This window comes from Pseudomonas sp. Ga0074129 (assembly GCA_001465025.1).
Lineage (GTDB): Bacteria > Pseudomonadota > Gammaproteobacteria > Pseudomonadales > Pseudomonadaceae > Aquipseudomonas.
Genome location: LNDO01000097.1, coordinates 1 through 17,863, shown reverse-complemented (window position 1 = coordinate 17,863; position 17,863 = coordinate 1). Strand labels below are relative to the sequence as shown.

Sequence of the window (17,863 nt, the reverse complement as noted above, 5' to 3'; positions counted from 1 at the left end):
CCTGCTCAAAAATTGAGCAGAAGCAGTTGAACACCTGGGTCAGTTTTCAGTCGGCAGAACAGCCTCTACTGGGTCAGTTTTCGGTCAGCAGCAACAGCACAACACCTCGGCGGCCGCGCCCAAAGACCACTTTCTGCAAGAAAAACCGGCCGGAGCGGGCCTGTTCGACGGCATGCTCGATCCCGGCACTTTGCCCGCCTGGTGTGATGAGGCAGCCTTTGTTCACTACCTAAAGACCTTCGAAGGCCGTGGCTTTTACGGCGCTCTTAACTGGTATCGCAATTTCGAGCGTAACTGGCAGCGAACCGAAGCATTGGCTGACCGGCAGATTAAACAACCGGCGCTGTTTCTACTCGGCGACATGGACCCGGTCGGCACCCTGGAGGCTTACACCCTCAAACAGATGCCCAAACGCGTACCAAGCCTGGAGCAGCACATGCTGAAAGACTGCGGGCACTGGATTCAGAACGAGCAGGCCGAGCAGGTTAATCAGTTGCTGTTGGCGTTTCTGAGTCGTCATTACCCGGTCTAGAATGCGCGCTTTCATTGTTGGGATAGCACGCTATGGAACAGCGCGGTGTATTACGCAGCTGGAATGACGACAAAGGTTTTGGCTTTATTCAACCGGAGCAGGGTGGGGTCGAGCTGTTCGCGCATATCTCCGCCATGCGCGGTGATCGTCGGCCGGTTGCGGGCGATCAGGTCATGTACCTGGCTGGTAAAGATGCCCAAGGCCGTGCCCGTGCGCAGCACATTCGTTTAGCCGGTGAACTGGCACTCGACAAGCCGGCTATTCGGCGCAAGCCGCGATCGAGCAAACCCGCAGCGTCATCAGCCGCAAAAGCCAGCAAACGCCAGCGCACACCGCATCGGCATGTCGGCGCTATTCAATCGCCGGGGCGCAAGCTTGTGTTGCTCGCGGGGCTCTGCGTGTTGCCGATTCTTGGCGGCGTGCAGTTGCTGGTGCAGTCGGGTTTTGTCTGGGTGTTGCTGGCTTACCCGTGCGCCAGCGTGGTGAGTTTTCTGCAGTATTGGTGGGACAAGTCCAGTGCACAGGCTGGCCGTTGGCGCACCCCGGAAAACAGCCTTCATTTGGTTGAACTGTTAGGCGGCTGGCCGGGTGCCTTGATCGCTCAGCAATGCTTTCGACACAAAACGCGCAAACCGTCCTTCCAAATGGTGCTTTGGCTGATTATTGCGGCGCACCAGTTGGTGTGGATTGACTGGCTGTTGCTCGATGGGCATTTTTTCGGCGAGCAACTCTCACATTACCTCCCGCTTTAGGCGCTGATGCCTTTGAGGGCGATTCAGGTGAAGGCCGCTCGGGTGATCAAGCGCATAAAAAAGCCCGCGTAATCAGCGGGCTTTTTGTTTGACTTAGCGGTTGCCGCTTAGACGATCACACCCTGGCTGCGCAGGTAGTCATCGTAAGTGCCGCTGAAGTCGGTGATGCCGTTGGCCGACAGCTCGATAATGCGCGTGGCCAGGGAGCCGACGAATTCACGGTCATGGCTGACGAAGATCAGCGTACCGGGGTAGTTCTCCAGCGCCAGGTTGAGCGACTCGATGGACTCCATGTCCAAGTGGTTGGTCGGTTCGTCCATCACCAGTACGTTTGGCTTTTGCACGATCAGCTTGCCGAACAGCATGCGGCCTTGCTCACCACCGGAGATAACCTTGACCGACTTAAGAATCTCGTCGTTGGAAAACAGCATGCGGCCGAGGGTGCCGCGCACCATCTGCTCGCCCTGGGTCCACTGGCTCATCCAGTCGAACAGGGTCACGTCGTCTTCGAAGTCGTGGGCGTGGTCCTGGGCGTAATAGCCGATTTCCGCGCTATCAGTCCATTTAACGCTACCGGCATCCGGGGTCAGCTCTCCGACCAGGGTGCGCAGCAGGGTGGTTTTACCGATGCCGTTCGGGCCGATAATCGCCACGCGCTCACCGGCTTCAACCTGAAAGCTGAAGTTTTTGAACAGCGGCTTGCCGTCAAAGCCCTTGGCCATTTTTTCGACCATCACGGCCTGGCGGTGCAGCTTCTTGTTCTGCTCAAAGCGGATAAACGGGCTGACGCGGCTCGAAGGTTTGACCTCGGCGAGCTGGATCTTGTCGATCTGCTTGGCACGCGACGTGGCCTGTTTGGCTTTCGAGGCGTTGGCCGAGAAACGGCTAACGAAGTTCTGCAGCTCGGAGATTTGCGCCTTTTTCTTGGCGTTATCCGAGAGCAACTGCTCGCGCGATTGCGTCGCGGCGGTCATGTACTCGTCGTAGTTACCCGGGAACAGGCGCAGTTCGCCGTAATCCAGGTCGGCCATGTGGGTGCAGACCGAGTTCAAGAAGTGACGGTCGTGGGAAATGATGATCATGGTGCTGTTACGCACCGTCAGAATCGTTTCCAGCCAGCGGATGGTGTTGATGTCCAGGTGGTTGGTTGGCTCGTCGAGCAGCAGCACGTCCGGATCAGAGAACAGCGCCTGCGCCAACAACACGCGCAGTTTCCAGCCGGGCGCTACTTCGCTCATTGGGCCGAAGTGCTGCTCAAGGGGAATACCCAAGCCCAACAGCAACTCGCCCGCGCGCGATTCGGCGGTGTAACCGTCCATCTCTGCGAACTCACCTTCCAGCTCACCGACCTTCATGCCGTCTTCTTCGCTCATCTCCGCCAGGGAGTAGATGCGGTCGCGCTCAGCTTTGACCTTCCACAATTCCTCGTGGCCCATGATCACAGTGTCGATCACGTTGAATTCTTCGTACGCGAACTGATCCTGACGCAGCTTACCCAGCCGCACGTTCGGCTCCAGCATCACCTGGCCGCCGGACGGCTCCAGATCACCACCGAGAATTTTCATAAAAGTCGACTTGCCGCAGCCATTGGCTCCGATCAAACCGTAACGGTTGCCGTTGTTGAACTTAACGGAAACGTTCTCAAACAGAGGCTTAGCCCCGAATTGCATGGTGATGTTGGCGGTGGAGATCACGAATCTTGGTCCAGATAAGCGGGCGCACAGGCGCGAAAGGGTCGCGATTGTAGCGGTTTGCGCTGCGCATTGTCAGTCAGGCTGCCAGGCGGTGTGCAATCTAACGCTAATCATTTTGGGAAAAGCGGTTAATTCAAGCCGTCTAACACCTGTCAGTAGTTCAGCTTGCTGCTCCAGTCCGGATAGTGCGCCGGGCGCTTAAAGAGCACACGGAACTGTTCGGCACTGGAGGCTGAGCTACTCCATAGGTAAAGGTGTTCTTTCCAGCTGCCGGAAGCCCAGTTCTGCAGATAGTAGTCACTGCCGCGCACGGTATCGCGGTCGCGCAGGCGAATGGTGTCGCCATCCTTGAGGCAGCCGCTGTTGTTGGGAAGCTCGATACGCAGTTGATTGGATGAGTCGCCTGCCTTCATGTAATAGGCGTAGTTACCGCCGCCACCGCCTAGCGACCAGTTGAGCCAATAGCCGGTGTGGCGACTTGATTCCACCTCGATATAGTCGCCATTGCGGATGCAGAAACTCTTCGGGTGATACCAGTTGCGCAGACTGAACAGGCTTTCCGGCTCCAATCCGTTGCCGTTGATCTTCACCCAGTCGTTGGCTTTGCTGCTGCCGGCGCGCAGGGTTTTGCCGGTGCTGAGACTTTGCAAAACCACCTCACCATAGAGGTTTTCCGAGGGTTTGCTGGCGCGGGTGGGGGTCGTGGTATCGGCGCGGCTAAAACCGGCTACGGGCGAGTGATCGGAGTAATCCTGAAATTGCCAGGTTGCGTCCGCTAAATTGGCTGACCAGCGAGGTGCTGGTGTATCAAGCGCTTGGTTATGCCAGTAAGACAATTGCCGGTGGTTGCGCGAAACGAAGATGTAATCCAGGTATTCCGGAGCATGGTTGGGGTATTGGTAATGGGCGATGCCGTTACGTTGGGTGTCGAAGGTGGTGTCGCTGCCTGCATAGCTGTCCGGGGCGTTGACCTGCAGGCGGGCGAGCATGTCATGGTATTCGCTGCTGTCTTTGATGACGTTGAAGTCACCGCCCATGAACACCACTTGATCAGGGGCGATTCCTTTTGCCGCGATGAAGTTCTGTAACTCATCAAACTGGCTGGCCCTTACCGCTGTGCCTTTGCCATCTGGGCAGCCAGTATCAGCTGCCTGGGCATGGGTACCGATGATATGGATGGGTTGGCCATTGCGATTGAGTTTGACGTAGACGAAGCCCTTGTTGGACAGGTAGTCCGCTCCGCAACCTTGGCTGAACACATATTGCACGCGTTGTTCTATTGGCCAGAGACTGACAATGGCGACGCCGCCATCTTCTGGCGTGCTGTCCGAGTAAGCGCCAAGAGTCGCATCCCACCCGGTTCGGCTACGACCCAGTACGGGGGTCTGATGCGGGTATTGAGTTCTGAGTCCATCCAGCAGAACGGCTGAAGCCGGATTGTCAAACAGCTCATTGAGAATCACTGCATCCTGACCTTGTATGTAGGCCGCTTGTGCGATCAGGGCTGCACGTTGTTGTTGTCCCCAGCCAGGTTTGATCGTGCTGGGCAGCAGGAACACATTATGCGCCAGCAGTTTGAACTGCTCGTCAGTACTTGCTTGGACTGTGATCGAGGTGGATACGGCTAATGAGCTCAAACACAGCACAGGCAATAGGCATAGACGCATAAGGGAGGCCTCCGGTAGGGGAATGGCCAGTCTTGCAGTCACCGTTAATCGCGCAAATGATCGAAAGATGGGTGGGCTAGACCAGCGACGCGCAGTCTGCGTTGGCAGGGTTACATCACCGTGACGTCACTGTTACAAATCTGCTGCCGGTGGGTCGAGCAAGAGGTTCATGCGCAATCGCTTGGGTAATTTGGCGACCACTAACTGATGCGAGCGAGTGAGCAGGGTTGTTAATTCCGCATCGCTCAGCGGGTAGGGTGACGCCATGCTGATCCAATGCGCGCGGGCCAGGTAGGGCGCTGGGCGGATACCGGGGCGGTCGCAGAAACCGAGAAACAAGTCGGCATCGATCTTGAAGGCCAGGCTGTCAGCCGCATTCAGGTGAAAGAGGGCGAACATCTTGCTTTCGGCCACTGAAAACACGCGTACGCCGCCCCATTTGATGTCCTTGCGGGCACCCGGCAGGCTCAGGCAAAACGCGGCTACGTGTTCGGGCGTCATGGTGATCACTCGCGGTAGAAGACCTGCACCAGATGGTAGCCAAATTGGCTTTTTACCGGGCCGTGCACTTCGCGTACCGGCTTTTTGAAGATGACTTGATCAATCGCGCGGACCATTTGTCCGGGGCGCACTTCACCCAGATCGCCGCCTTTTTTCCCCGATGGGCAGGTGGAGTGCTTGCGTGCCAGCACATCAAATGCCTCGCCGGCGGCTATGCGTTTTTTCAGCGCGGCGGCTTCTGCTTCGGTTTTGACCAGAATGTGGCGGGCCATTGCCTTTGCCATTGACGGGCTCCTCAGTTTTAAGGCGGTTATTGTGCCAGTATTTCGCCGGTTGGGCGCTTGAGACGGGCGGTGTGGTGCTGCGGCTGTCTTCGCCTAAGGTAAACACTCCAGCTCTAAGGAACGCGCGTTATGGACCTCAATGCCATGCTGAAAATCCTCTCCAGCCAGGACGGGTCCGACCTTTACCTGTCTACGGGTGCGCCGCCCTGCGCCAAGTTTAACGGTGTGCTCAAGGCACTGAGTGCCGAGCCGTTAAAGGCGGGCGAGGTGGCGGCCATTGCGGATTCGGTGATGGACAGTGCGCAGCGTGAGGAATTTGAGCGTGAGCTGGAGATGAACCTGGCCATCTCGATTGCCGGGGTTGGGCGCTTTCGCATCAATATCTTCAAGCAGCGCAATGAAGTGTCGATCGTCGCGCGCAATATCAAAATGGACATTCCCAAGTTCGAAGACCTCAAGCTGCCCGAGGTGCTGCTCAAGACGGTGATGGAGAAGCGCGGGCTGGTGTTGTTTGTCGGCGGCACCGGCTCGGGTAAATCCACGTCCTTGGCCGCGTTGATCGATTACCGCAACCGCAACAGCGGCGGGCACATCATCACCATCGAAGACCCGGTGGAGTATGTGCACAAGCACAAGAAATCGATCATCAACCAGCGTGAAGTGGGCGTGGACACGCGCAGTTTTCACGCCGCGTTGAAGAACACCTTGCGCCAAGCGCCGGACGTCATTTTGATCGGCGAAATCCGCGACCGCGAGACCATGGAGCATGCCCTGGCCTTTGCCGACACCGGCCACCTGGCCATCTCCACGCTGCATGCGAACAACGCCAACCAGGCGCTGGATCGCATCATCAACTTCTTCCCCGAAGACCGTCGCCCGCAGTTGCTCAATGACCTGGGCAACAACCTCAAGGCGTTTGTTTCGCAGCGCTTGGTGAAAACCATCGACGGCAAACGCCGGGCCGCTGTGGAAGTGCTTCTGGGTACGCCGACCATTCGTGATCTGATCAAGCGCAACGAGTTTTCCGACATCAAGGAGATCATGGAAAAGTCGAAAAACCTGGGCATGCAGACCTTCGATCAAGCATTGATTGACTTGGTCAACGACGGGGCGATTGATGAAGAGGAAGCGGTGAAAAACGCCGACTCGGCGAACAACGTGCGCCTCAAGCTCAAACTTTATCGGGAAACACCCACCGCAGCGGCTGCAACACCGGCCGCTGTAGCCCCCACGCCTGCCCCTGCGCCAGCCGTTACCCATAGCCAACCGGCGGCCAATTGGGGCCTGGAGTTAAAGCTTGAAGACATTGAGCAAGACCTGCCGCCGGAAGATCCGGGGCGTACTGGTATCTGATTGACGGGCGTGCAGGCAGTCAGCGCTGTTGCAGGTAGGCATCCATAATGGTTTGCGCGGTGCCTTCTCGGCGCAGCGCCTCAACCGACTGGCGCAGTTCTTCTACCATGACCTTGTCGCAGCGTTTGGAGCATGCCAGATAGAGGTCATCACGCGACATGATCGTGCTCATGCGAAGCTCATTTCGGCTGCCGGGCCATTGGTATAAGCCTTCGGGGACGCCGGTAAACCAGGCGTCCACGCGCCCAAGCTCGAGCATGCGCGCCGGGTTGTCGCCAAGTTTGATGCTGACAATCTGTTCGTCACTGAAGCCCTGATTTTTCAGAATGCTCATCTGCGCGGTGCCCATGCCAACGGCGATGCGTTTATAACGCTCACGGGCTTCGGCGAAATCGGCAACGGGCGTGTCCAGGCTGAAAAAAGCACGCTCCATGACCATGATGGGCGCTATCCAGGTGTACAGGGCTTCACGTTCCCGTGAGCGTGTCAGGGGGATGATCAGCAAGTTGTCACCGCGGCTGACGCGTTGTTGAGCGCGGATCCACGGCGTGACATGCAGGTGACTGAGGTAGCCCGCCCTGGCGATGGCGGCCAGCGCCACGTCACCCACCATGCCGTAACCACCCTGGAAACTGACAAATGTCAGCGGCGGGGCGTCGGGCATATGCAGCTCAAGTATTTCCTTTGCCCAAGCGGCCTGAGGCAGGATTAACAGCGAGATAGTCAGCACTAGCCAGCGTAAAACCACAGCATTACTCCAACGGTTCATGATTGGAGTATATGCACGGATTTAATGACACGTTGCCAGTTGTTTCGACTCACACCAATAGTTCGGCAAGATCGCGATACAGCCCAAGCGCTTGAGGATTAGCCAGCGCATCGGTGTTCTTGACCGGTTTGCCATGCACTACATTGCGCACCGCCAACTCGACGATCTTGCCGCTTATGGTGCGCGGAATATCCGCCACGGCGATGATCTTGGCCGGTACATGACGCGGCGTGGTGTTGGCGCGGATCACCTGGCGAATCTGCGTTTGTAGGGCATCGTCAAGTGCTATGCCTTCGCGCAGGCGAACAAACAGCACCACGCGCACGTCATCCTCCCACGCCTGACCGATGGCGATGGACTCCAGCACGGCTTCGACTTTTTCCACCTGGCGGTAGATCTCGGCGGTGCCGATACGCACGCCGCCGGGGTTGAGTACCGCGTCACTGCGGCCGTGAATCACCAGGCCACCGTGGGCGGTGACTTCAGCGTAATCGCCATGGGCCCAGATGCCGGGGAAGGTCTCAAAGTAAGCCGCCTGGAACTTGCTGCCATCGTCATCCTTCCAGAAGCCGATCGGCATGGACGGAAAATGCTGCGCGCAGATCAGTTCGCCTTTTTCGCCGGTGACCGCGGTGCCAGCGTCGTTCCACACTTGTACGTCCATGCCCAACCCTTTGCACTGCAACTCGCCGCGCCACACCGGCAGCACCGGGTTGCCGAGGGCAAAACAGGAGACGATGTCGGTTCCGCCAGAGATCGACGACAGGCAGAGATCGGCTTTGATCGCGCGGTAGACGTACTCAAAACTCTCGTGGGACAGCGGCGAGCCGGTCGACAGAATCGCCTTAAGGCGTTGCAGCTTGTGCGTTTGAGCCGGTTGAGCACCGGCTTTTTCCAGCGCCGCAATAAATTTGGCGCTGGTGCCGAAGATGCTGATGTTCTCCGCGTCGATCAGGTTGATCAAACGCTCCGCACCCGGATGGAAGGGCGAACCGTCAAACAGCACCAGTGTCGCGCCCAGCGCTAAACCTGAGACCAGCCAGTTCCACATCATCCAGCCGCAGGTGGTGTAGTAAAACAGCGTGTCATCGCGGGTCAGGTCAGTGTGCAGGCCGAGTTCTTTGACGTGCTGTAGCAAGGTGCCGCCGCTGCCATGCACGATGCACTTGGGCACGCCGGTGGTGCCGCTGGAGTAGAGGATATACAGCGGGTGATCGGAGGGCACCTGAGTGAATTCGGGCTCGCCACCGGCCTGGTAAAAGTCCTGCCACAACGCGACTTTTGCCGCCGAGTGGAAGTCGGCGGCGTTGGCCTGGGCATTGGCGTAGGGCACCACAATCAGCTGCTCGAGCGAGGGCAGGCGTTCGAGAATTTCATTGAGTTTGGCCGTCAGGTCCAGGTTCTTGCCGGCATAGCGGTAGCCGGCGGCGGCGATCAGCACCTTGGGTTCTATCTGACCGAAGCGGTCGATCACGCCCTGAGTGCCGAAGTCGGGTGAGCAACTCGACCAGGTCGCGCCGAGGCTGCTGGCGGCCAGCATGCCGACCACTGTCTGCCAAGTATTGGGCATAAAGGCCGCGACGCGATCACCCAGGCCGACGCCAGCAGCACGCAGGCTGCGTTGCAGGCCGGCAACATGGGCGGCCAACTCGGCATAACTCAGTTGTTCGCGCGAGCCGTCCTCGCCAATGGCGATCAGGGCAGGGTGGCTATCGCGGCGGCGCAACAAGTGTTCGGCGAAATTCAGTGTTGCGCCAGGAAACCAGTGAGCGCTGGGCATGGCGCTGCCTTCTTGCAGTACGGCCTCGGGCTGTGCAGTAAAACGGATCTCGAAGAACTCGACAATCGCCTGCCAGAAGGCTTCACGCTGCGCCACGCTCCAGGCATGCAGGGCCGGGTAGTCGGCCAGTTGCAGGCTGTGGCGCTGATTGACGAAGCGGCGGAAGGCGTCCACAGGGGTTGTTGCATGGTACTTCCTTATCGTTATTTGGGCTGCGCGATGAGCGGGCTGATTGCTGCAAGCCTACTGGCTGCTGGTGGGCTTGCGTTGAGCTGCGCGGGGCTGATCCTGATCCGCAGTCAGCGCGCCTGTAGCCACGGTGTAACGCTGCCCAGCAGCCTGCAGAGAACCTGACGGGGGCGCTTTACGGTGCGTAAACAAAACCTTACAGCTAACGTAGCGCGGATAAGCCTTGGCTTAAGCGGACTACGCGCTTGCAAGGCGCGCCCGCGCCACCCGTGAACCGTTGGGTTTATCCAGTACCGTGCAAATGCGCTGGCCAGCGGCAATCAACTTGTCCATATCAATACCGGTTTCGATGCCAAGACCTTGCAGCAGGTACAGCACATCCTCCGTCGCAACATTACCGGTAGCGCCCTTGGCATAGGGGCAACCACCCAGCCCGGCAACTGAGCTGTCAAACACGCTGATGCCTTCCAAGAGACTGGCGTAGATATTGGCCAGCGCCTGGCCGTAGGTGTCGTGGAAGTGCCCGGCCAATTTCTCGCGTGGGATATCACGGCCCACCACCTCGAACAGCCTGCGCGTATCGCCCGCAGTGCCAGCCCCGATGGTGTCGCCCAAAGACACTTCATAGCAGCCCATGGCAAACAGCTCGCGGGCGACCATGGCGACCTGCTCGGGCGGCACAGCGCCGTCATACGGGCAGCCCAATACGCAGGAGACATAACCGCGCACACGGATGCCATGTTGTTTGGCCGCATCCATGACCGGGACAAAGCGCTCCAGGCTCTCGCGGATCGAGCAGTTGATGTTCTTTTGCGAGAAGGCTTCCGACGCGGCAGCAAACACCGCCACTTCGCGCACGCCTGCTTCCAATGCGCCTTCAAAACCTTTCAGGTTGGGGGCCAGGGCGGCGTAGGTAATGCCGGGGTGTTGCTGAATCTGTGCAAACACCTCAGCGGAGCCCGCCATTTGCGGCACCCACTTGGGCGAAACAAAGCTGCCCACCTCGATGTAGCGCAGGCCTGCGGCCGACAAGTCATCGACCAGGCGTACCTTGTCTGCCACGCTGATCGGCTGTTTCTCATTCTGCAAACCGTCACGCGGGCCGACTTCGACCAGGCGCACTTGTTTGGGTAGGATCATCGTTGCCTCGCTGTTTTCGGTGATGGGTATCGCGTTGCTCAACCCATCCTACGTTGCCGTGCTTTGCCTGTAGGAGGGGCTTTAGCCGCGAGCTTTTTATCGCTGTTGTCGCGGCTAAAACCCCTCCCACTTATCCGCTATGCGCTGGCTTCTTCCAGCTCCACCAACACGGCACCTTCGCTGACCATCTCGCCTTCGCGGCAATATAGGGCTTTGACCGTGCCGCTCTTTGGCGCGCGGATGCTGTGTTCCATCTTCATAGCCTCCAGCACTACCAGTGCGGTGCCGGCTTCGACCTGCTGGCCGGCTCCGACAAGCACCCGCACGATACTGCCGTTCATGGGAGCGGTAAGGCCGCCGTGTTGCTGATGGCTGGCGTCGACTGCGGCAATCGGGTCGAAGCGGGTGACGGTGTGCAATTCACCGGCATAGTGCAGATAGAGGGTATTTCCCTGGCGAATGGCGCGTAGGCGACGCGCCACCTCTGTAGGAGCGAGCTTGCTCGCGATGCCGTGATCGCGAGCAAGCTCGCTCCTACAGGTCAACCAATCGCCATTCAAGCATGCGCTATTGTTGGTGCGGACTTTGCGATGGCTGCCGTTGCAACTCAGGTGCAGATCGATTTCAGCCGGTAAACCTAGGCGCAGGCCGTTGTTGTGCGTCCAGGGCGAGTGATAGTCGTCGTGGCGCTGCAGCGGCGCTTCGCTCTGCACAAAGGCCTCGGCGGCCAGCTGCCAGAACTCTTCCGGCAGCTCAATCACTGGCGGTAGCAGTTGGGCTTCATGGCGCGGGATAAAGCCGGTGTCCAGTTCGGCAGCGGCAAAGGCCGGATGGGCCAGTACACGTTGCAGGAACGCCAGGTTGGTTTTAACCCCGCCGACGCAGGTTTCCTTGAGCATGGCCAGCAGGCGCAGCCTTGCTTCCTCGCGGTTCTCGCCCCAGGCGATGAGTTTGCCGAGCATCGGGTCATAGAACGGCGAGACTTCATCGCCTTCGCTGACGCCGCTGTCGACCCGGCGGCCAGGGCCAACATCGGCTTCACGGTACAACGCCAAGGTGCCGGTGGCAGGTAGAAAGTCGTTGTCCGGATCTTCCGCATACAGGCGCACTTCGATGGCGTGGCCCATCAGCGGCACCTGTTCCTGGCTGATTGGCAGGGTCTCGCCGCGTGCTACGCGGATCTGCCAGGCGACTAGGTCGAGGCCTGTGATCAGCTCGGTAACCGGGTGTTCCACCTGCAGGCGGGTGTTCATCTCCATAAAGAAGAAGTCACCACGCTCATCCAACAAAAACTCCACGGTGCCTGCGCCGACATAACCGATAGCCTGCGCCGCCTTGACCGCCGCTTCGCCCATGGCGCGGCGCAGTTCGGCTGACAGACCCGGAGCCGGTGCTTCTTCGACGACCTTCTGGTGCCGACGCTGGATCGAGCAGTCGCGCTCATTGAGGTACAGACAGTTGCCATGCGAGTCGGCAAACACCTGAATTTCCACATGCCGCGGCTTGAGTACGTATTTTTCCACCAGCATGCGCGAGTCGCCGAACGACGATTGTGCTTCGCGCTGAGCGCTGGCCAGGGCTTCTGCCAGCTCGCTTTCACGCTCGACCACCTTCATGCCTTTGCCACCGCCACCGGCAGCGGCTTTTAGCAGCACCGGATAACCGATCTGCTCAGCAGCCGCACGGAAGGTTTCAACATTCTGCGCTTCGCCGTGATAGCCCGGCACCAGCGGTACGCCTGCGGCTTCCATCAGTGCTTTGGCGGCGGACTTGCTGCCCATGGCGTCGATAGCCGAGGCGGGCGGGCCGAGAAAGATCAAACCGGCGGTTTCGATGGCGCGGGCAAAGCCGGCGTTTTCCGACAGAAAACCATAACCGGGATGGATCGCCTGGGCACCGCTGGCCTTGGCCGCGTCGATCAGCGCGTCGATACGCAGGTAGCTGTCCGCCGGCTTGGCACCGCCCAAGTTCACCGCCAGATCGGCTTCGCGCACATGGCGGGCGCCTGCGTCGATGGCGCTGTGTACAGCCACCGTCTGGATGCCCATGGCCTTTGCCGTGCGCATCACGCGGCAGGCGATTTCGCCACGGTTGGCCACCAGCAGGGTGTCGATAGGCTTGAGGCTCATGGGGTTGGCTCCTGCCAAGCGGGTTTGCGTTTATCCAGAAAGGCGCGCAGACCTTCCTGACCTTCGGCGCTGACGCGGATGCGGGCTATGGCGTTTTCTGTGTAACGGCGCAGCGCCGGGGTCAGCACGCCGCTGCCGACTTCGCGCAGCAGATCCTTGCTGGCTAGCATGGCCTGCGGGCTATTGAGCAGCAGCGTGTCGACCCAGTCGACCACGGCTTGCTCCAGGGCGTCTGCCGCGTAGCACTCAGCAAACAACCCCAATTCCTGAGCACGCTCACCGCTAAAGCGCTCAGCCGTCAGGGCATAGCGCCGCGCGGCGCGCTCGCCAATCGCCTGCACGACAAAGGGGCTGATCACCGCCGGGGCCAGGCCGATGCGCACTTCGGACAGGCACAACTGGGCGTCAACGGTGCCAATGGCCATGTCGCAGCAGCTGATCAAACCCAGCGCGCCGCCAAAGGCCGCGCCTTGCACCACGGCCAGGGTGGGGATTTTCAGTTGATACAGGTTGTGCATCAGCTCGGCCAGTTCGCGTGAGTCGGCCAGGTTGGTGGTGTAGTCCAAGGTCGCGGCGTGTTGCATCCAGGCCAAATCCGCGCCGGCAGAGAAGTGCTTGCCACGGCCGCGCAGCAGCAGGAAACGCAGGCTTTTGTCAGCCATCACCGCGTCGAGGGCGAGAATCAGCTCACGGATCATCTCGGCGTTAAAGGCGTTGTTCTTGTCTGCACGGTTGAGCCATAAGGTGGCAAAGCCGCGCGGGTCTGTTTGCAGTTCGATGGTATTGAAGTCGGTCATTCCAGATTCCCTGTAGGAGCGAGCTTGCTCGCGATCATAAGTGACGGTGTCGTCTCGGATCGCCAGCAAGCTGGCTCCTACCTGCACCGAATAAGATCGCGGCACGTTTACATCCTGAACACGCCAAATGTGGTCGGCTCAATCGGCGCGTTAAGGCTGGCAGAGAGCGCCAAACCGAGTACGTCGCGGGTCTGCGCCGGGTCGATCACGCCGTCATCCCACAAGCGGGCGCTGGAGTAGTAAGGGTGGCCTTGGCGCTCGTACTGTTCGAGGATCGGCTGCTTGAGCTTGGCTTCTTCTTCGGCGCTGAAGCTCTGCCCGGCGCGGGCGGCCTGCTCGTGTTTGACCTGCACCAGCACGCCAGCGGCCTGCTCGGCACCCATCACGCCGATACGCGCATTCGGCCACATCCACAGAAAGCGCGGGTCATACGCGCGGCCGCACATGCCGTAGTTACCCGCGCCGAAGCTGCCGCCGATAATCACGGTGAACTTCGGCACCTTGGCGCAGGCCACGGCGTTGACCAGCTTGGCCCCGTGTTTGGCGATGCCGCCAGCTTCGTACTTTTGCCCGACCATAAAGCCGGTGATGTTCTGCAGGAACAGCAAAGGAATGCCGCGCTGGCAGGCTAGCTCGATAAAGTGCGCGCCTTTTTGCGCCGATTCGGCGAATAGAATCCCATTATTGGCGAGGATCGCCACCGGATAGCCGTGGATATGGGCAAAGCCGCAAACCAGCGTCGTGCCGAACAGCGCCTTGAATTCATCGAATACGCTGCCATCGACGATGCGGGCAATCACTTCGCGCACATCAAAGGGCTGCTTGGCGTCGGCCGGAATCACCCCGTACAGCTCATCCAAGCTGTACAGCGGGTTGATTGGCACACGAGCGTTCAACACGCCGAGCTTGCGCCAGTTCAGGTTGCTGATGCTGCGCCGTGCGAGGGCCAGAGCATGTTCGTCGTTGTCGGCGTAATGGTCGGCCACGCCGCTGGTTTTGCAGTGCACATCGGCGCCGCCCAACTCTTCGGCGCTGACAACCTCGCCGGTGGCGGCTTTGACCAGCGGCGGGCCGGCCAGGAAGATGGTGGCCTGGTTGCGCACCATGATCGCTTCATCGGCCATGGCCGGCACATAAGCGCCACCCGCAGTACAGGAGCCCATGACCACGGCGATCTGCGGGATGCCCATGGCGCTCATATTGGCCTGATTGAAGAAGATCCGCCCGAAGTGCTCGCGGTCCGGAAACACCTCATCCTGACGCGGCAGGTTGGCCCCGCCGGAGTCGACCAGATAGATACAGGGCAGGCGGTTCTGCTGGGCAATGGTCTGTGCGCGCAGGTGCTTTTTCACGGTCAGCGGGTAGTAACTGCCGCCTTTCACCGTGGCGTCGTTGGCGACGATCATGCATTCCACACCCTCGACCCGGCCGATGCCGGCCACCACGCCTGCCGCCGGCACCTCTTCGCCATACACCTCATGGGCGGCCAACTGGCCGATTTCGAGGAACGGTGAGCCGATATCCAACAGACGGTTGATTCGCTCGCGAGGCAGCAGTTTGCCCCTTGAGGTGTGGCGCTCTTGCGCCTTGGCACCGCCGCCTTCATGGATGCGGGCGAGTAGGGCGCGCAGGTCGTTGACCTGGGCCAGCATTGCCGCGCTATTGGCGACGAACTCTGGCGAGCGGGTGTTGATCTGGGTAAGCAGGATGGCCATTCGGCTCGCTCCATTGGTAGCCCGGATGCAATCCGGGGACTCTGTGTCGCACCAACTGCTCCCGGATTGCGCCAAGGCTTATCCGGGCTACGGTTCAAGCGGCTTAGGGTTACTTCGTTTCGTTAAACAGTTCGCGACCGATCAACATGCGCCTGATTTCGCTGGTGCCAGCGCCGATCTCGTAGAGCTTGGCATCACGCAGCAGGCGGCCAGTGGGGTAGTCGTTGATATAGCCGTTTCCGCCGAGAATCTGGATCGCATCGAGGGCCATTTGTGTGGCGCGCTCAGCGGTATAGAGAATCACCCCAGCGGCGTCCTTGCGCGTGGTTTCACCCCGGTCGCAGGCTTGCGCGACGGCATACAGGTAAGCGCGGCTGGCGTTGAGTTGGGTGTACATGTCGGCGACTTTGCCTTGAATCAACTGGAACTCACCGATGCTTTGGCCGAACTGTTTGCGGTCGTGGATGTAGGGCACGATCACATCCATACAGGCCTGCATGATTCCGGTTGGGCCACCGGACAGCACCACGCGCTCGTAATCCAGGCCGCTCATTAACACGCGCACGCCGCCGTTAAGCTGGCCGAGCACGTTCTCCTCCGGCACTTCAACGTTGTCGAAAAACAGCTCGCAGGTGTTGGAGCCACGCATGCCGAGCTTGTCGAACTTGTTGCCGCGACTGAAACCCTTCCAGTCACGCTCGACGATAAAGGCGCTGATGCCGTGCGCGCCTTTTTCCAGATCGGTTTTGGCGTAGATCACATAGGTGTTGGCGTCCGGGCCGTTGGTGATCCAGGTTTTGCTGCCGTTGAGCACGTAGCGGTCGCCTTGCTTATCGGCGCGCAGCTTCATGCTCACCACATCGGAACCGGCATTCGGCTCGCTCATCGCCAGAGCGCCGATGTGCTCGCCGGAGACCAGCTTGGGCAGGTACTTGGCTTTCTGCGCGGCGCTGCCGTTGCGTTTGATCTGATTAACGCAGAGGTTGGAGTGCGCGCCGTAGGAGAGGGCGACTGAGGCCGAGCCGCGGCTGATCTCTTCCATGGCAATCACGTGGGCCAGATAGCCCAAGCCAGAACCGCCGTACTCTTCTTCAACGGTGATGCCGAGCAGGCCCATGTCGCCAAACTTGCACCACATATCCGCCGGGAACTGGTTTTCGCTGTCGATGGCGGCGGCGCGTGGTGTTAGTTCACTGGCGACAAACCCCTGCACCTGCTCGCGCAGCATGTCGATGGTTTCACCGAGGGCGAAGTTAAGAGACGGATAGCTCATGGTTCCACCTGTAAGAATTGTTATTAGGTTAAGGAGGTAATTGATTGTTTTTGATCAGTTTCAGCTAGAGCCGCTAAGCAACGCTCTTCGGCAGTGTCCAACTCCAGTTGCATCTGTTCGATGTCCAACAACTGCTGCTGCAACTGCGCGCGGCGTTCGGCGATCTTGCTCATAAAGGTGTGTAACTGTTTGTGGTTGCCGTGTACGGGGTCGTACAACTCGATCAGCTCTTTGCATTCGGCGAGGGAGAAACCGATGCGCTTACCGCGCAGGATCAGTTTGAGGACAACTTTGTCCTTGGCGCTGTAGATGCGCTCCTGGCCACGACGCTCGGGGCTGAGCATGCCTTGCTCTTCATAAAAACGAATAGCGCGCGTGGTGATATCCAGTTCGCGGGCCAGGTCGGAAATGGAGTAAGTGATAGCGGTCATCAGCAGCAGTTCCTATTTACCTTAACGTTAACGTAAACAAGCCTTACGTAAACGTCAACTGCGGAGAGCTTCGTCTGCAAAATGAAGCCGATCTGACTGAAACGTGTGATGAACACTTGTCAGTTTTAGGTCTAGGCTTAGAGCAACGCGGAGTTAATCCCACCTCAAGCTATGTGAAATCTTCATATGCATGTTTATGGAATAGAAGAACACCTCGCTAAAACCTGGCTGATGCTGGTCGGTGAGCAGCTGAGTTTTGTCGCGCAGACCATCACGCCGGCTGAATTGCAGGCTCAGCACTATTTTGTGGTGACTTTGCATCCCACTCCAAAAGGGACTTTGGCGGGTGTGGGCTTGGCGATTGCCGAAGACGATGCCCGCAGTCTTGCCAGCCATATGTTCGATTTGGCTATCACGGAGCTGGGTGCGGCTGATGTGGCAGATGCCTGTGGCGAGTTGAGCAATATGTTCGCCGGTGGTGTGCCGGGCCATGTCGACAGTGATCTGGTTCTCGATCTTGGTCTGCCGGCGCGTCTAACTGCTGAGCAGTTTCTCAGTGTGTTGGCCGCCAGCAAGGTGAGTGGCAGTTACATTACCCAACAACGCGAACATCACATCCAAGTGATCATTTTTGAGAGTTTGCAGTTACCCCCCGCTACCGGCTGGAGCGCCGCACCATGACATTCGCTTTTATCCCCGCTTGCAGAGGGAATGCCCTATGAAGTTTTTAATAGTTGATGACAGCCGTGCCGTACAAACCATGGCGGCCGCGGAAACTGAGTGCAACACCTGAACCTTTCGGTAAGGTGTCGGCCCTATGTCCTATCACGAACTCAGCATTGAAGAACGCGTCACGA

15 protein-coding genes and 1 pseudogene are annotated in these 17,863 nt (G+C 59.1%); 4 read left to right on the top strand and 12 right to left on the bottom strand.

The window, feature by feature from the left end; translation table 11 throughout:
* Window positions 1-124: 124 nt before the first annotated feature.
* Window positions 125-532 (top strand): annotated as a pseudogene (locus tag AUK77_RS15145) (alpha/beta hydrolase); the annotation flags it as partial.
* A 32-nt stretch (window positions 533-564) separates the two neighbouring features.
* Window positions 565-1,284 (top strand): cold shock and DUF1294 domain-containing protein, encoded by a 720-nt coding sequence (locus AUK77_RS15140; RefSeq protein WP_296131146.1) that lies wholly within the window; start codon window positions 565-567, stop codon window positions 1,282-1,284.
* 107 nt (window positions 1,285-1,391) lie between these two features.
* Here the strand turns inward: AUK77_RS15140 and AUK77_RS15135 are convergent, their stop codons facing one another.
* From AUK77_RS15135 to AUK77_RS15120, 4 genes are all read right to left on the bottom strand, one after another.
* Window positions 1,392-2,978, bottom strand: coding sequence for an ABC-F family ATPase (locus tag AUK77_RS15135; protein WP_296131144.1), 1,587 nt, complete (start codon window positions 2,976-2,978; stop codon window positions 1,392-1,394).
* Between the two features lie 152 nt (window positions 2,979-3,130).
* Window positions 3,131-4,615, bottom strand: coding sequence for a sphingomyelin phosphodiesterase (gene sph / locus AUK77_RS15130; protein WP_296131141.1), 1,485 nt, complete (start codon window positions 4,613-4,615; stop codon window positions 3,131-3,133).
* A 162-nt stretch (window positions 4,616-4,777) separates the two neighbouring features.
* Window positions 4,778-5,146 (bottom strand): MmcQ/YjbR family DNA-binding protein, encoded by a 369-nt coding sequence (locus tag AUK77_RS15125; RefSeq protein WP_296131138.1) that lies wholly within the window; start codon window positions 5,144-5,146, stop codon window positions 4,778-4,780.
* Between the two features lie 5 nt (window positions 5,147-5,151).
* On the bottom strand, window positions 5,152-5,430 hold the full coding sequence (locus AUK77_RS15120) for a peptidylprolyl isomerase (protein WP_296131136.1): 279 nt from the start codon (window positions 5,428-5,430) through the stop codon (window positions 5,152-5,154).
* Between the two features lie 129 nt (window positions 5,431-5,559).
* On the opposite strand from AUK77_RS15120, the gene AUK77_RS15115 reads away from it, so the two are divergent.
* Window positions 5,560-6,783: a PilT/PilU family type 4a pilus ATPase gene (locus AUK77_RS15115; protein WP_296131134.1), complete on the top strand. Its 1,224-nt coding sequence runs from the start codon at window positions 5,560-5,562 to the stop codon at window positions 6,781-6,783.
* A 19-nt stretch (window positions 6,784-6,802) separates the two neighbouring features.
* Here the strand turns inward: AUK77_RS15115 and AUK77_RS15110 are convergent, their stop codons facing one another.
* The 8 genes from AUK77_RS15110 to AUK77_RS15075 form a co-directional block, all read right to left on the bottom strand.
* Window positions 6,803-7,447 (bottom strand): ABC transporter substrate-binding protein, encoded by a 645-nt coding sequence (locus AUK77_RS15110; protein WP_296131131.1) that lies wholly within the window; start codon window positions 7,445-7,447, stop codon window positions 6,803-6,805.
* A 154-nt stretch (window positions 7,448-7,601) separates the two neighbouring features.
* A complete protein-coding gene (locus AUK77_RS15105) occupies window positions 7,602-9,539 on the bottom strand; it encodes an acetoacetate--CoA ligase (RefSeq protein WP_296131149.1) in 1,938 nt (645 codons plus the stop codon).
* A 219-nt stretch (window positions 9,540-9,758) separates the two neighbouring features.
* Window positions 9,759-10,661, bottom strand: a complete 903-nt coding sequence (locus tag AUK77_RS15100) for a hydroxymethylglutaryl-CoA lyase (RefSeq protein WP_296131130.1) — start codon at window positions 10,659-10,661, stop codon at window positions 9,759-9,761.
* A gap of 137 nt (window positions 10,662-10,798) precedes the next feature.
* A complete protein-coding gene (locus AUK77_RS15095; protein WP_296131127.1) occupies window positions 10,799-12,790 on the bottom strand; it encodes an acetyl/propionyl/methylcrotonyl-CoA carboxylase subunit alpha in 1,992 nt (663 codons plus the stop codon).
* Window positions 12,787-13,587, bottom strand: a complete 801-nt coding sequence (locus tag AUK77_RS15090; protein ID WP_296131124.1) for a gamma-carboxygeranoyl-CoA hydratase — start codon at window positions 13,585-13,587, stop codon at window positions 12,787-12,789. Before AUK77_RS15090 ends, AUK77_RS15095 begins: the two co-directional genes overlap by 4 nt.
* Window positions 13,588-13,694: 107 nt before the next feature.
* Window positions 13,695-15,302: a carboxyl transferase domain-containing protein gene (locus AUK77_RS15085; RefSeq protein ID WP_296131123.1), complete on the bottom strand. Its 1,608-nt coding sequence runs from the start codon at window positions 15,300-15,302 to the stop codon at window positions 13,695-13,697.
* 109 nt (window positions 15,303-15,411) lie between these two features.
* Complete coding sequence (locus AUK77_RS15080; RefSeq protein ID WP_296131121.1) at window positions 15,412-16,575, bottom strand: isovaleryl-CoA dehydrogenase; 1,164 nt, start codon at window positions 16,573-16,575, stop codon at window positions 15,412-15,414.
* Window positions 16,576-16,598: 23 nt separating this feature from the next.
* Window positions 16,599-17,006, bottom strand: coding sequence for a MerR family DNA-binding transcriptional regulator (locus tag AUK77_RS15075; RefSeq protein WP_296131120.1), 408 nt, complete (start codon window positions 17,004-17,006; stop codon window positions 16,599-16,601).
* A 186-nt stretch (window positions 17,007-17,192) separates the two neighbouring features.
* Between AUK77_RS15075 and AUK77_RS15070 the strand changes: the two genes are divergently transcribed.
* Window positions 17,193-17,687, top strand: a complete 495-nt coding sequence (locus AUK77_RS15070; RefSeq protein WP_296131118.1) for a hypothetical protein — start codon at window positions 17,193-17,195, stop codon at window positions 17,685-17,687.
* Window positions 17,688-17,863: the final 176 nt, after the last annotated feature.

Bases quoted from the DNA above. Each gene is read 5' to 3' on its own strand.
- AUK77_RS15140 (WP_296131146.1), top strand. From the start codon at position 565: ATGGAACAGCGCGGTGTATTACGCAGCTGGAATGACGACAAAGGTTTT.
- AUK77_RS15090 (WP_296131124.1), bottom strand. From the start codon at position 13,587: ATGACCGACTTCAATACCATCGAACTGCAAACAGACCCGCGCGGCTTT.
- AUK77_RS15120 (WP_296131136.1), bottom strand. From the start codon at position 5,430: ATGGCAAAGGCAATGGCCCGCCACATTCTGGTCAAAACCGAAGCAGAA.
- AUK77_RS15110 (WP_296131131.1), bottom strand. From the start codon at position 7,447: ATGCCCGACGCCCCGCCGCTGACATTTGTCAGTTTCCAGGGTGGTTAC.
- AUK77_RS15100 (WP_296131130.1), bottom strand. From the start codon at position 10,661: ATGATCCTACCCAAACAAGTGCGCCTGGTCGAAGTCGGCCCGCGTGAC.
- AUK77_RS15085 (WP_296131123.1), bottom strand. From the start codon at position 15,302: ATGGCCATCCTGCTTACCCAGATCAACACCCGCTCGCCAGAGTTCGTC.
- AUK77_RS15095 (WP_296131127.1), bottom strand. From the start codon at position 12,790: ATGAGCCTCAAGCCTATCGACACCCTGCTGGTGGCCAACCGTGGCGAA.
- AUK77_RS15070 (WP_296131118.1), top strand. From the start codon at position 17,193: ATGCATGTTTATGGAATAGAAGAACACCTCGCTAAAACCTGGCTGATG.
- AUK77_RS15125 (WP_296131138.1), bottom strand. From the start codon at position 5,146: ATGACGCCCGAACACGTAGCCGCGTTTTGCCTGAGCCTGCCGGGTGCC.
- AUK77_RS15115 (WP_296131134.1), top strand. From the start codon at position 5,560: ATGGACCTCAATGCCATGCTGAAAATCCTCTCCAGCCAGGACGGGTCC.
- AUK77_RS15080 (WP_296131121.1), bottom strand. From the start codon at position 16,575: ATGAGCTATCCGTCTCTTAACTTCGCCCTCGGTGAAACCATCGACATG.
- AUK77_RS15075 (WP_296131120.1), bottom strand. From the start codon at position 17,006: ATGACCGCTATCACTTACTCCATTTCCGACCTGGCCCGCGAACTGGAT.